This window comes from Candidatus Accumulibacter contiguus (genome assembly GCF_036625285.1).
Taxonomy (GTDB): domain Bacteria; phylum Pseudomonadota; class Gammaproteobacteria; order Burkholderiales; family Rhodocyclaceae; genus Accumulibacter; species Accumulibacter contiguus.
The window spans coordinates 42,259-54,575 of the sequence record NZ_JAZKUC010000001.1; the positions used below are offsets into that span (position 1 = coordinate 42,259).

Consider the following 12,317-nt stretch of genomic DNA (forward strand, 5'->3'; position numbering starts at 1 on the left):
GAGAACCGTCATCTGAGGGTGGCGGTGGCTTGTTCGTTCGTTCTGCACGCCATGCTGATGCTGTTTACCGGCGGCGGCGCCGAGCACTCGAACGGGGCTGGCCCGCTCCTCTCCTCTGCCGCTCGTTCGGCACCGGCTTTTCTGATGGTGAGTTTGGCGGAGAACCGTCGAGCAAGCGTTTCCGCGCCAGCGGGTCGGGGTGAAGCCGATCGTTTTGAATCTGCACCGCAGATTCAGGAATCGCCTGCCGGTGTGGCGACGAGTCGACCGCAGGATGCGCAAAAGGAGACGCATGCTCCTGATCGCCAGGTTGCAGCGAGATCATCCGGTTCACCGGAATCTCCCGCACCGGGGGAAGCGGTTTCGCCTGCGGCGCTTCCGGCTGCAACTGCCGGGCCTACGTCCTCCGCCGAGGAAAGCGCTCGTCTCGCCCGGCATGCAAGCTATGCGCTGGCCGGCCTGCTCGATGTACCACCGATGCCCTTGTCGGACATTCAGCCCGACTATCCGGAGTCCGCCGGGAATCAACAGGGAACGGTCGTATTGCGGCTGTTCATCAGCGCCAGCGGCGAAGTGGATGAACTTTTCGTCGTGCGTGCGCTGCCGAGCGGATTTTTTGAAGAAGCGGCTCTGACGGCATTCGCGCCGGCCCGCTTTTCGCCGGGCATGCACCATGGCCGCGCGGTCAAGAGCCAGATGGTGGTGGAGGTGCAGTTCGTTCCCTTCAACCGGGGCGCAGGCGTTTCCGGCAGAGGGTATTAGAGGATTGTGCGCCTTGTTCAGAGGCTAACTGCCGGTAAATCCGACCAGCGTCGCGCTGACCGCGTCCTTCTGCTCGATCGCGGTTTCAAAGTTCCAGGAAAAACCTGCCTGCAGCGTATCGACTGCCGGAGTGACCGAGCCGATTGCGACGCCGTTCTTGTCGAAGAGCTTGAATTCGGCTTCGGCGTGGCCAATGGTCTTGCTCGACGTATTATTGACCTGGCCCTGGATTACCAGTTTTCCCTCGCTGTTCCGGGTAATTTTTGCCTCGACGAGCGAAAGCCCGGCGACAGCGGCCTTCCTGCCATCGGGCGCGGCTGCCTGTGGCGGCTGCGCCGAAGTCGCTTGTTCAGGCGCGGTCTTGTTGCAGGCGGCGGTCAGGGTGACGATGACGGCAGTGATCAGTAATCGGTAGTGCGAAGTCGTTGCCAGTTTCATTTGCTTCCTCATTGATTCGGAATGCTTCGGCGAACATGCCCTGGACGCGGCAGATTCACAATCTGCAATTCTACTTGTTCTGAGTGCAATCTTGAGCGGGAGACACACACTTTGCCTGGTCAGCGCTTCAGAATGTGGCGGAGGCGGGTCATCTCGTCTTTTCCGGTCCGGCCCGAGCCAGCCGGCGGCGGGCGCAGTATTTCCGCATTTCCTCGAGCAGGATCATGCCCGCCGCCCAGGGCAGCAGGAAGAGCCACACTTCCAGCGGAATCGGAGCGGTGCCGAGCAGTTCGTTGCCGAGCGGCGTGTAGTCGATCAACAGGATGAGCGCCACCTCGAGTGCCACGCCCCACAGGATCAGGCGGTTGCCGGTAATGCCGGTAGCGCAGACCGAGCGCAGCGCGCTGCGGCACAGGAATACATTGACGATCTGCAGCAGGACGATCGCCGACAGGCAGGCGGTGGTCGCCTGCCGGTACAGGAGATCGTTGGCGGCCAGATCAAGACCATCAGCTCGGCGACGTTGTGCACCAGCACATAGGTGAGGAATTTGCGGATGTTCTGGAACACCGCGCGGCCCTCCTCGATGGCGCTGACGATGCTGGCGAAATGGTCGTCGAGCAGCACCATGTCGGCAGCTTCCTTGGCCACATCGGTGCCGGTGATTCCCATGGCGATGCCGATGTGCGCGGTGCGCAGGGCAGGGGCATCGTTCACCCCGTCGCCGGTTACCGCAACGATATGGCCCTTGGCCTTGAGGGCGTCGACGATGCGCATTTTCTGGTCGGCGGCGACCCGGGCAAAGAGGATTTCCGATGCATCGAGCGCGAGCTGGAGCTGAGCGGGGGCGAGCTTGCGCAACTGGTCGCCGGTGATTACCTGCACTTCCTTGCCGCGCACGAGTCCGATCTGCCGGGCGATGGCGATCGCCGTACCGGGGTGGTCGCCGGTGACCATGATGACCTGGATGCCTGCGCCGTGGCAGGTGGCGATCGCGGCTTCCACGTCGGCGCGGGGTGGGTCTTCAATGCCGGCCAGGCCACAGAAGGACAGTGCCTGTTCCTCTGCGTCGCGCGGGCAGTCGGGCGGCAGGTGGCGGCTGGCCAGGGCGATGACCCGCAGTCCTCCGGCGGCCATTTCTTCCTGGGCACGCAGGATGGTGCTGCGCGTCTCGGCGTCGAGCGGCTGCACGCCGCCCGCCAGTACGATGGATTCGCACAACGGCAGAACGCTTATGCGGTTCTCGGTGAGGGTGCCGGTCTTGTCGGTACAAATCACCGTTACCGAGCCAAGGGTTTCCACCGACGGCAGGTGGCGGATCAGTACGTTGCGGTGGGCCATGCGCTGGGCGGCGAGGACCAGCGAAAGAGTGAGGGTCGGCAACAGGCCTTCGGGCACCAGGGCGACAATGATGCCGAGGGTCAGGATCAGGTCGCGCCAGAAAGGCACCCCGACCACGCTGCCGAGAACGAAGAAGAAGGTGCCGATGCCCAGAGCCAGATAGGCGATGCGCCGGCTCAGGTGGGCGATTTCCCGGCGCAGCGGCGAGTCCTCGCTGCCGCCAGACTGGGTGAGGTGGGCAATGCGCCCGAATTCGGTATGCGCGCCGGTGGCAAAGACCACCGCTCGTCCCTGTCCCGCCACCACCGAGGTCCCGGCGAGGAGGATATTGCGTGCGTCGAAAGCCTGCTCTTCGCTGCAGGGAGCCGCGTCGCAGCTACGCGGAAGGGATTCACCGGTCACCGTGGCGCGGTTGATGCGCAGCCCGAAGGCTTCGATCAACCGGCAATCCGCCGGCACATTGTCACCCTGGGCGAGGAGGATCACGTCGCCTGGCACCAGTGCTTCGGCGGCTACCGTCAGCACGGCTCCGTCGCGGAGCAGTTCGATCTGGCTGGGCAACAGGCCCTGCAAGGCGGCGAGGGTACGCTCGACGCGCGCTTCCTGCCAGAACGAGAACAGGCCGGAGAGCAGGATCACGACGATCACCGCCACCCCGACCCGGGCCATTCCCTGGCCCGGGTCGTACCAGTCGGCCAGAAAGGCAAGCGCCGCGGCTACCCACAGGATCACCGAAAAGAGGTGGGTGAACTCCTTCAGCAGGCGTAGCGCCCAGTGTTCCCGTGCCAGCGGCTCGACCCGGTTGGTGCCGTATTCCAGCAGCCGCGCCGCCGCGTCGGCCGACGCCAGTCCCTGCGGCGTACTGCGCACACTGGCGAGGGCTTCATTGATCGGGAGTTGATGAATTTTCATGGCTGGCCGGAAGTCGACCGCCCACTCCGGGCAGCAAGGGTCCGGAGCAAGGAAAGGAACAGGAGAGGCAATTCGACGCTACCGGCGGGAGTATAGGTTTCCCATCAGGCGTGATCAAACGTGAATTTTGGCCTGAAGCATAAGGAGGATGTGGACGATGTCCGTTGGCTGGCGCACTTGTTGCGTTTGGGCATCCTGCCGGTAGGGTACATTTGTTCGAAGGAAGCGCGTGGTGTGCGAGATCTGATGCGCAAGCGCAGCCAGTTGGTGGGGTAAAGATCACGGCAAATTTTGAGCATCGAGAACCTGCTGAGCCACGACATAGATGGTCGCCCCGGTATGCCAAGCAGTCGGTCGATGATGGGAAAAAGGAAGAGATTGCAGCCATAGTTTGCCCGTCGCGAATAGGCCCATTTGAGGGGAGAGCGGCGGAAATCCTCCGGCTCTGCCGGTGGATCATTAATATAAACAAGATGTTAGGTTTTTTAACGCGCTTTAAGGCTTCCTTAAGGCACCATTGCTATCATGATATGTTTACTCGGTTCTCTGCCGGGGCGGTGACAAGGCATTACACGCCGGAGGCAGCCAGATGAGCCAAGTGGATCCAGAGCAACAGCCGGAACGTTATCGGCTACTCGATAATGCCGAGAAATACAACGCCAAAATCATTAAGCCCAAAGGCGTCCGCCGCTTTTCCCATTGGCTGGAGGCCTGTGCCGTCGAGCATGCATTGAACCATGCCAGCGGCAATCGTGTGCTCGACTGTCCGTGCGGAACTGGTCGTATCGACGGACTGTTGCGCGCCAAGTTCAGCCAGGTGGTCGGACTGGACAGTTCAGAAGCGATGCTGGCGGTCTATCGCCAAGGACATCCGGAGCGTATCGGCCATCAAGGAGATGCCTTTGATCTACCGTTTGCCGATGGCGAGTTTGATTGGGTCGTGTGCCATCGACTATTGCACCATTTTTCTGTGGACGAGGATCGCGTTCGTCTGCTGAAGAGCTTGGCGCGAGTCGCCAGAATCGGTGTGCTTGTGTATGCCTGGCTGGACACGCCGTTCAACCGCCGCCGCAGTTCGCGCCGGCAAACGCTGCCGCGTGATCATCTCTTGCCCCTGCTGGATGCCGCCGGCCTGATGCTGGATAAAGTCTATTTTGCGTTCTGGCCGTTCCAGCCGAAAGCGGAGCTGGTTTGCCGCAAGAAATCGGTCAAGGAGGAGACGCCGTGACGCCCGTTGAACACGGACCCCTTTCCGGATCCAGCAGCCCGGCGGCGAAACCCGCCATCAAGGAATGCGAACCCGGCGAACACGTCCAGGAACAGGCGTATTACCTGGATACCTGCGCGCGCTTCGACCGCGCCGAGGTGGCCAGCGAGTACCGGGCGCGCAAGAACGTCTCCACTGCCCGCAACCGGCGCGAGTGGCAGTGCATCGAAAAGGCCCTGGCCACCATCCCCTCCGGCGCCGCGGTGCTGGACCTTCCCTGCGGCAGCGGGCGGCTGGAACCCCTGCTGGAAAAGCGCGGCTACCGGGTGACCGCTGCGGACTACTCCAGTCACATGGTGGACACTGCCAGGGCCGCCTACCTGGAGGCCAGCAATCAGCCGGATCTGCTGGAGCACATGCGTTTCATGCAGCAAGACGTGATGCAGATGAACTTCGCCGACGGCGAGTTCGATGCGGTGATCTGCAACCGCCTGCTCCACCATTACCCGACCCCCGGCCTGCGCCAGCAGGCGCTGCGTGAGTGCAAGCGGGTCTCACGCGGCATCGTCGTGATCTCCTACTTCTCCAACCTTGCGCTCTCGGCCCTGCGTTTCCACCTGAAGAACCGGTTCAAGTCCCGCACCCCTACCGATCGTGTGCCGATCTGGTTCCGGGTGTTGGAACAGGACCTGGACGCCGTGGGGCTGCGCTGCACTGGCACCTACCCGGTGCGCTACGGGCTTTCCCCCCAGACCTACCTGCGCCTGGAAGGATGTTGAGCTGATTGTGGCCGGAAGAACGGCTTCCGTCGACTGAGCCGCCGGCCTGACCGTGTTCACGCCGGGCTGCGGGCGGATCGGATCGGAGGGACCGCGCAGCGAAATTTGCGGCATGCTGCTTGCTGTCGGGCCAGCAGATTGAGGTAGTGAACTCCTGTCACTCTGCCGACGAAATCCCTGGTGGATAAATGACTTCCGATAGCGCTGAATGGCAACAATGCGGCAGTACTGCCCGCGTTGCGGCCAGATCGTGCTCATGCCGAATCTTTCTTGCGTGCTGCCTGCCGCCGGGCCGGCAGATTGACCAGCACGATGCCGGCGCTGACACAAGCCGCTGCGGCGGCGAAGCTCGTCGTCAGGCGGTCGCCGAGCAGGAGAACGCCGAAAGAGACGCCAAACAGCGGGGTCAGGAAGGAGAACACCGACAGTCTTGTGGTGAGGTAGCGGGTCAGCAGCCAGAACCAGACGAGATAACTGGCGAAAGCGACGATCACGCCCTGGTAGGCCAGAGCCAGGAGAACCGGCGCGCTCAGGTGGGTGATACCGGTCTCGCCGATCAACAGGGAGAGCGGCAGCAAACAGGCGGCCGACACCGCGAGCTGATAGAAAAGCACCTTGGTGGCGCTGATCCTCGCCAGTCCGCTGGCGCGAATCAGTACCGTCGTCGTCGCCCAGCCAAGCGCCGCCAGCAGACCCAGGAGATCGCCGATCCAGGCGTCCGGCCTGGAGCCGCTCGCATCGGCGAAGCCAAGAACGATGCCGGCGAAAGCAAGGACGACACCCAGGAGGTGTCGCCGACGCATCTCTTCTCCCGGAACGAAGCAATGCAGGCCGAGCACCGTGAAGCAGGGTGCGGTGTAGAGAGCGACGATCATCCGCGACGCAGTGGTATACGAGAGCCCGAGGTAGATGAAGGCGAATTCGAGGGCAAACAGGGAACCGGCGAGCAAGCCGGCGCGCAGGGTGCCGTCGGCCTGGGAGAGCGCCAGGCCGCGCCAGCGTGCCCAGAGGATCAGCAGCAGCAAGGCGATCGCCGAGCGCAGGCCGGACTGCAGAAGCGGGCTGACGCCCTGGCCGGCAATCTTGATGGTCACCTGCTGAAAACCCCAGGTGGCGCAGAGCAGGATCATCAGAGCGAAAGCGGTGGCTCCCGGTGGCGTACGTTGGTTCATGGAATGGCTGTCTTGCCGTCGATTTTCAGTCCACCAAGCGTACTGGCGAAATGGCTATTCCCGCAAGCTTACCGGTATCGGTCTTGCCGCGCATCGTATTGCGATCTCTCTGGTAGACTGTTGCGATGCCCTTTGACGACTACTGGTACATCGTAGCGGAGTCGCGTGAATTGACTCCGGTTCGAGCGCTTGCACGGCGCGTGCTCGACGAGTGGCTGGTGTGTTTCCGTGGGATGGACGGCGCACCGACGGTGCTGCGCGACCGCTGTCTGCATCGCCATGCGCCGCTGTCGGCGGGGGTGCTGCACAATGGTTTGCTGTCTTGCCCGTACCACGGCTGGCGCTACGATGGCGCGGGGAGGGTGGTGGACATTCCTTCGCTGGCCGGCAGCGATCGGCCGGCGCACTGTTCGCCGCCTTATCCGGTGATCGAGCAGGACGGTTTCGTTTACGTGCGAGTCAAGCGCGACGCCGCCGCCGGGATCGTCCCGTTCCCGATACCGCACTACGGTGAGGCCGGCTGGCTGACCCTGCGCTTGCAGAACCGGTTTGCCAATAGTGTCGCCAACTGCGTCGAGAACTTCATCGATGTGCCGCACACGGCTTTCGTGCATCAGGGCATCTTCCGCTCGACGCGCGGCCAACGGCTGGCAGCGACGGTCAGACGATCGAACGCTGCGGTGCATGTCGACTATCGCAACGAAAGCGACAACCTGGGCAGTTATCGCTGGTTCCTGAATCCGCGCGGGCACGCGATTCGCCACACCGACAGTTTCCATGCGCCGAACGTGACCAGCGTGGTCTATGAAATCGGCGCCCGCGTCTTCATCATCACCTCGCAGGCGGTGCCGGTCGATGATCGCGAGACGCTGGTGTACACCGACCTGACCTATCGTTTTGGCGCCTGGAACAGGCTGGTAGCGCCGTTCGTGCGTCGCCACGGCCAGCGTATCATTGACCAGGACATCGAGATTCTCGCCCGGCAGGGGGAGAACATCGGTCGCTACGGCGCCCAGTTTCGCGATACTCCGGCAGACCTGATCCATCGGCTCGTGGATTCGCTGCGCGACGCCATCGCTCGCGGCGACGACCCGCGCGCTCTGCCTGCCGTGGAACACGAGATTGAATTCTGCATATGACGCTGCGGGCCCGCCTCTTTGCCTGCTTTCCCTTGCTCTGGCTCGCCGGGTCGGGCGCGTGTGTGCTCTACCTGGCGAGCACGCCGGGTCTGTGCAGCGTGCTCCTGCTGCTCGGCGTACTGTACCTGCTGCCGGTTGCCGCTTATCGACTGCACGAGGCCCTGTGGCCACTGGTCGAGGGACCCTCGCGCATCGACACGCCGGACTACGCACCGTGGTGGGGTGGGCATCAGTGTCAGGTGATGTACAGCGCCTTGCCGGCGCTTGAAGCCGCACTGCGTCTGGTTCCGGGTCTCTACAGCGCGTGGTTGCGGCTGTGGGGCAGCCGCGTCGGCTGCGGTGTCTACTGGACTCCGCTCGTCGAGATCAGCGACCGCGGCCTGCTGGAGGTCGGGAATGGCGTCGTCTTCGGGCACCATGTCGCCTGCTACGCGCACCTGATCAAGCGCCGAGAGGCGGGGCTCGTGCTTTATGTGCGGCGAATCCGTATCGGCGACGGCGTGTTCCTGGGCGCCGGTGCGCGGCTCGGGCCGGGAGTGTTCATCGAAAGCGGCGTGGTGCTGCCGATCCGGACCGACGTGGGCGTCGGCCGTCGTATCCGGAAAACCGCGTGAGCCGGTTCGGCACGCTCGTGACGCCGCTACTGCGGGCGTATTGTGCGCCGCGCGCCTGGCGTTTTGCGCGGGCGCTCGACGATGTGGCGACGACGCAGCGGCGCACGCTGGCGCGGATTCTGCGTGCCGTCGTGAGCACCGGTTACGCAAGTTCGCTGAGCCTGCGCGCCGACGAGACCCCCGACACTTTCCGGACAAAAGCGCCGATCATCGACTACGCCGCCATCGAGCCGTGGATCGCTGCGCAGCGCAGCGGCCAGATCGCTGCCCTGGCAGCGGGGCGGATCCGTTGTTACGAGCCGACTTCGGGCAGTTCCGGCGAGATCAAGCGCATTCCCTACAACGATGCGCTGCTCGGCGCCTTTCGCAGCACTTTCGCGATTTGGACGCACGATTTGCTGAGGCACGTGCTGCGGCTCAGATCCGGACGAACGTTCCTGAGCGTTTCGCCGCCGCTGGTCGGCGAAACGGGCTTGCAGGATGACCGCGAATATCTCGGAGGTGTATTGCAATCGCTGCTCGGGCGTTTCCTCGTGACGCCACCGCGCTTGCGCGATCCCGCAGCATTCCGTGATGCCCTGGCGTGCGCACTGGTCGCCGCGCATGATCTGGAGATCGTGTCGGTCTGGAATCCGAGCTACCTGCTGATTCTGCTGGAACACTTCGAGGTCCATCGCGAACGGCTGTTGCCCACGCTGCCGGCCGAGCGGCGTGCACTGCTGTCGGCAGACCGGCTGTCGTGGCAAGAGGTGTGGCCGTCCTTACAACTCGTTTCTTGCTGGACCGCCGAGGCTGCCGCCGCGCCGGCACGCCAACTGGCGCGCTGCCTGCCGCAGGCCCTGCTGCAGGGGAAAGGCCTGCTCGCCACCGAGGCGCCGATCACCGTACCGCTCATCGAGGCGGGCGGCGCGCTGCCGCTGATCGACGAGGTGTTTCTCGAACTGGAAGATGGCCAAGGTGGCCTGCACCTGCTCGCAGAAGCCGAAGATGGCGCCGAGTACGCCCTGCTCGTCACGCAGGCGGGTGGCCTGCTGCGCTACCGGCTGGGCGATCGCCTGCGCGTGTGCGGGCGCCATCGCGACACCCCGCTCCTCGAATTCATTGGCCGTGCCGATGCCGTCTCCGACCTCGTCGGCGAAAAGATCGGCGAGGCGTTCGTTGCTCGCATACTCGCCGAGAACGCCCGCGCCGACGCCTTTTGCACCGTCCTGCCGCGGCTGCCAGAGGTGGGACGGCCACGCTATTGTCTGCTCACCGACGACCCGAATCCCGAACTCGCGCGGCGACTGGAAGAGGGCTTGTCGCAGGCTTTTCGCTATCGCGAAGCGCGTCTGCTCGCGCAACTCGATGCCGTCGAGGTGAGGGTGCGTCCCGACATGCGCCGCTGTGTGCATGACGCGCTCATCGCCTCTGGCAGGAAGGCCGGCGACATCAAGGACCGCGCGCTGATCCCCTCGCTGGAGATCGCCCGGCAAGTCCATCTCCGCAGCGATCGGCGGCTGTTGGTATAGAATTGCTGCTCTGTCTTGACACTCCTTGATGGAGCTTCATGTACATGGTACCTTTGAATTTCCATCCTTTTTACACCCACCAGTGCACCGACAGGCACCCACCGAGCGGCCCGAGGGGAGAGAAGATGATGAAATCATTGCGCGCGTTGTACCACCTTGCACTGGTTCTGACGGGGCTCTCTCCGACACCGGCCTGCGCACAAGCGGTCGGTTACAACCCAGTTACCGGGCTGGTGACGATCCCGTCGGTGCGGGCCGGCAATGAGGTCTTCGTCGACGTGCAACTGCGGCGGCGGTTCCAGGCCGCGACGCTGCAGTTTGACCTCGTGGCGGCAACCCCTGGCTTCGGCGGCGACCCGGCGGTGGCGGACTACGACACGGCCAGCGGGCGGCTAAGCTTGCCGTTGGTGCGCGTGGCCGGCGACCGGCCCTACGCGGCAACGCTACAGCATGTCGGCAACTCCGTCTTCGAGCTACGCTCGGCCACGCCCGTGGCGCCTCCGCCGGCCTGGGACGCGCTGCGCTCAGGTCACCCGTTCACCGGCCTGAACGTGCCGTGGCAGAACTATGGCCGCGACTTCGGCGCCAACCTCTGGGGTTATGTCGGGTTGGCCAGCGAAGGCGTTGCCGGCTGGCACCACGAAACCCGCGGCAGCGACGGCGCCGCGCTGCGGCTGCGCGCGGCGAGACAGACGACCGGTACCGCCTGCCTGGGCGTCGACGTCGCGCTGGTAGGCAACCCGGCCAACAGCGCCATCGTCTTGTTTCCGGTCGAGGACGCGGCCACGCAGCCGCCCGGAGCGACACTGGACCTACGCGGGCAGACGCTAAAAGCGCAAGTGTTCGTCCCCGCTGGAGCGCGCGGGCCGTCGTTCGCGCCGACGGGCCTGATGCTGTTCGCGCAGGATCGCCACTTCCGCTGGAGCCAAACGCCGTGGCGCAACCTCAGCGGACCCGACGGCTGGGTCACGCTGTCCGTCACGACCGACGAGTTGGCCGCCGCAACGCCACAGTTCGATACCGCACACGTGCGCGCCTTCGGCTTCAAGCTCGGCGTCAACACCGGCGCCACAGATTTTGCGTACCGCGGCAGCCTGTGCCTGGACAACGTGGGCGTCTCGGGTGTGCCGCCGATCGGCTTCGACTTCGAGAGCGGGCTGACGCGCACCGAGACCGAGTTCCGCGACATCGCGAGCAAGGCCATGGTCGCCCGGTACTGGCTGTTCGCCGACCTGCGCGCCGGCGTGCGCTTTGCCACCGACGGTTCGGTCTCGGGTCTGGACGATCGCTTCCTACGCGACCTCGACGAACTCGTGCGCGTCGCGCGTACCAGCGGCGTGTACCTGATCCTGACGCTGTTCGACTTCCTGCTTGGTGCCGAGCCGGTCGTCGTCGATGGCGTGCGCACCTTCGGCCGCGCCGCGCTGATCACCGACACGACGCTGCGGCGGTCGCTGCTCGACAACGCATTGCGTCCTCTATTCCAGCGTTATGCCGACGAACCCGTGATCCTGGCCTACGACGTGATCAACGAGCCCGAATGGCTGCTCACGGATATCACGATACCTGCCGGCAAGCGCCCGGCGGAGATCCGCACCGGCGGGGTAGTCAGCCGCGCGACTATGCGCTCGTTCATCGGCAAAGTCGCCGAGGTTCTGCACGCCGCCGGTGGCCGGCAGCTGCTGACGGTGGGCTCGGCGAGCCCGCGGTGGGTGGGGCTGTGGCGGGATCTCGTCGACATCGACCAGTTTCACTGGTGGGCTGGGCCGGGGCAGATCGACGAGGGATCCACACTGCCGGCACCGGCGGCCGGCCGCGTCGGCTTCATCGGCGAGTTCGCAGCGCCACCGGCGGCACTGTGCACCTTCATCGCCACCGCGCGGACAATGGGTCATGTCGCCGCGATGCCTTGGTCGTACCGCGCGAAGGACGGCGTCTCCGCTGCGTTGATCGGCAACGACGGTCACTGTCCCTGAGATTACGGCGTCACCCAGTCCGCCGGCGGGCAGGTGCAGGGTCACCACGCTGCTGCCGGCCCTCGCGGCCCTGTTGCCACAGCACCACCGTGCCGCGGCGCAGTTCGACGAAGCGCGGTGCAACGTCGTCGAGCAGTTCGCCGAGGTCGGTGAAAGGGGTTGCCGTGAAAGTTGCCGGGGTGGACCTACGCAGCCGCCTTCAAATTCAGCGGCATGACATTGCCGGCCTGATCATAGTCAGCCAACTTGCCGATTCCGAGGCGCTTCATGGCCTGCCGGATTTGCGTCAAGTAATGCTTGTCCACCTTGCCCCCAGCTTCCGGCGTATGCCAGTATTGGCTGCCTCGGTCGGAGAAAAGCTCGAACTTGGGAGCAACATATACCGGACAGATCATACTACACGCCGCCAATAAGCAGCATATCGACCGGCCTGAACAGCATACAATACGCGCTTCGGCCGGGCCGA

12 protein-coding genes are annotated in these 12,317 nt (G+C 64.3%); 7 read left to right on the top strand and 5 right to left on the bottom strand.

The window, feature by feature from the left end; translation table 11 throughout:
• Positions 1 to 24 precede the first annotated feature (24 nt).
• Entirely contained in the window at positions 25 to 762 is a 738-nt protein-coding gene (locus V5B59_RS00210) for an energy transducer TonB (protein WP_169069522.1), read from the top strand.
• 24 nt (positions 763 to 786) lie between these two features.
• Here the strand turns inward: V5B59_RS00210 and V5B59_RS00215 are convergent, their stop codons facing one another.
• The 3 genes from V5B59_RS00215 to V5B59_RS00225 all read right to left on the bottom strand — a co-directional run bounded on the left by V5B59_RS00215 (position 787) and on the right by V5B59_RS00225 (position 3,453).
• The gene (locus V5B59_RS00215) at positions 787 to 1,200 is read right to left on the bottom strand and encodes an FxLYD domain-containing protein (protein WP_034910952.1); all 414 of its coding nucleotides are present in this window, start codon (positions 1,198 to 1,200) and stop codon (positions 787 to 789) included.
• Between the two features lie 148 nt (positions 1,201 to 1,348).
• Positions 1,349 to 1,654 (bottom strand): cation-translocating P-type ATPase C-terminal domain-containing protein, encoded by a 306-nt coding sequence (locus V5B59_RS00220; protein ID WP_308240065.1) that lies wholly within the window; start codon positions 1,652 to 1,654, stop codon positions 1,349 to 1,351.
• Entirely contained in the window at positions 1,558 to 3,453 is a 1,896-nt protein-coding gene (locus V5B59_RS00225) for a cation-translocating P-type ATPase (protein ID WP_308240059.1), read from the bottom strand. The genes V5B59_RS00220 and V5B59_RS00225 overlap by 97 nt, the downstream gene beginning before the upstream one ends.
• A gap of 589 nt (positions 3,454 to 4,042) precedes the next feature.
• On the opposite strand from V5B59_RS00225, the gene V5B59_RS00230 reads away from it, so the two are divergent.
• The gene (locus tag V5B59_RS00230; RefSeq protein WP_169069523.1) at positions 4,043 to 4,681 is read left to right on the top strand and encodes a class I SAM-dependent methyltransferase; all 639 of its coding nucleotides are present in this window, start codon (positions 4,043 to 4,045) and stop codon (positions 4,679 to 4,681) included.
• Positions 4,678 to 5,439 (top strand): class I SAM-dependent methyltransferase, encoded by a 762-nt coding sequence (locus V5B59_RS00235; RefSeq protein ID WP_169069524.1) that lies wholly within the window; start codon positions 4,678 to 4,680, stop codon positions 5,437 to 5,439. The genes V5B59_RS00230 and V5B59_RS00235 overlap by 4 nt, the downstream gene beginning before the upstream one ends.
• 254 nt (positions 5,440 to 5,693) lie before the next feature.
• Here V5B59_RS00235 and V5B59_RS00240 read toward each other — a convergent pair whose 3' ends face one another.
• A complete protein-coding gene (locus V5B59_RS00240; protein WP_169069525.1) occupies positions 5,694 to 6,611 on the bottom strand; it encodes a DMT family transporter in 918 nt (305 codons plus the stop codon).
• 125 nt (positions 6,612 to 6,736) lie between these two features.
• On the opposite strand from V5B59_RS00240, the gene V5B59_RS00245 reads away from it, so the two are divergent.
• From V5B59_RS00245 to V5B59_RS00260, 4 genes are all read left to right on the top strand, one after another.
• On the top strand, positions 6,737 to 7,750 hold the full coding sequence (locus tag V5B59_RS00245; protein ID WP_169069526.1) for an aromatic ring-hydroxylating oxygenase subunit alpha: 1,014 nt from the start codon (positions 6,737 to 6,739) through the stop codon (positions 7,748 to 7,750).
• Positions 7,747 to 8,364 (top strand): acyltransferase, encoded by a 618-nt coding sequence (locus tag V5B59_RS00250; RefSeq protein WP_169069527.1) that lies wholly within the window; start codon positions 7,747 to 7,749, stop codon positions 8,362 to 8,364. The genes V5B59_RS00245 and V5B59_RS00250 overlap by 4 nt, the downstream gene beginning before the upstream one ends.
• Complete coding sequence (locus V5B59_RS00255; protein ID WP_169069528.1) at positions 8,361 to 9,875, top strand: GH3 family domain-containing protein; 1,515 nt, start codon at positions 8,361 to 8,363, stop codon at positions 9,873 to 9,875. Before V5B59_RS00250 ends, V5B59_RS00255 begins: the two co-directional genes overlap by 4 nt.
• Before the next feature lie 125 nt (positions 9,876 to 10,000).
• Complete coding sequence (locus tag V5B59_RS00260) at positions 10,001 to 11,851, top strand: hypothetical protein (protein WP_169069529.1); 1,851 nt, start codon at positions 10,001 to 10,003, stop codon at positions 11,849 to 11,851.
• A 185-nt stretch (positions 11,852 to 12,036) separates the two neighbouring features.
• Here V5B59_RS00260 and V5B59_RS00265 read toward each other — a convergent pair whose 3' ends face one another.
• Positions 12,037 to 12,246, bottom strand: coding sequence for a hypothetical protein (locus V5B59_RS00265; RefSeq protein ID WP_169069530.1), 210 nt, complete (start codon positions 12,244 to 12,246; stop codon positions 12,037 to 12,039).
• Positions 12,247 to 12,317: the final 71 nt, after the last annotated feature.

What these genes read in the sequence shown, in the direction of transcription:
- V5B59_RS00230 (WP_169069523.1), top strand. Translation starts at nt 4,043, where the DNA reads ATGAGCCAAGTGGATCCAGAGCAACAGCCGGAACGTTATCGGCTACTC.
- V5B59_RS00225 (WP_308240059.1), bottom strand. Translation starts at nt 3,453, where the DNA reads ATGAAAATTCATCAACTCCCGATCAATGAAGCCCTCGCCAGTGTGCGC.
- V5B59_RS00250 (WP_169069527.1), top strand. Translation starts at nt 7,747, where the DNA reads ATGACGCTGCGGGCCCGCCTCTTTGCCTGCTTTCCCTTGCTCTGGCTC.
- V5B59_RS00260 (WP_169069529.1), top strand. Translation starts at nt 10,001, where the DNA reads ATGATGAAATCATTGCGCGCGTTGTACCACCTTGCACTGGTTCTGACG.
- V5B59_RS00265 (WP_169069530.1), bottom strand. Translation starts at nt 12,246, where the DNA reads ATGATCTGTCCGGTATATGTTGCTCCCAAGTTCGAGCTTTTCTCCGAC.
- V5B59_RS00240 (WP_169069525.1), bottom strand. Translation starts at nt 6,611, where the DNA reads ATGAACCAACGTACGCCACCGGGAGCCACCGCTTTCGCTCTGATGATC.
- V5B59_RS00245 (WP_169069526.1), top strand. Translation starts at nt 6,737, where the DNA reads ATGCCCTTTGACGACTACTGGTACATCGTAGCGGAGTCGCGTGAATTG.
- V5B59_RS00215 (WP_034910952.1), bottom strand. Translation starts at nt 1,200, where the DNA reads ATGAAACTGGCAACGACTTCGCACTACCGATTACTGATCACTGCCGTC.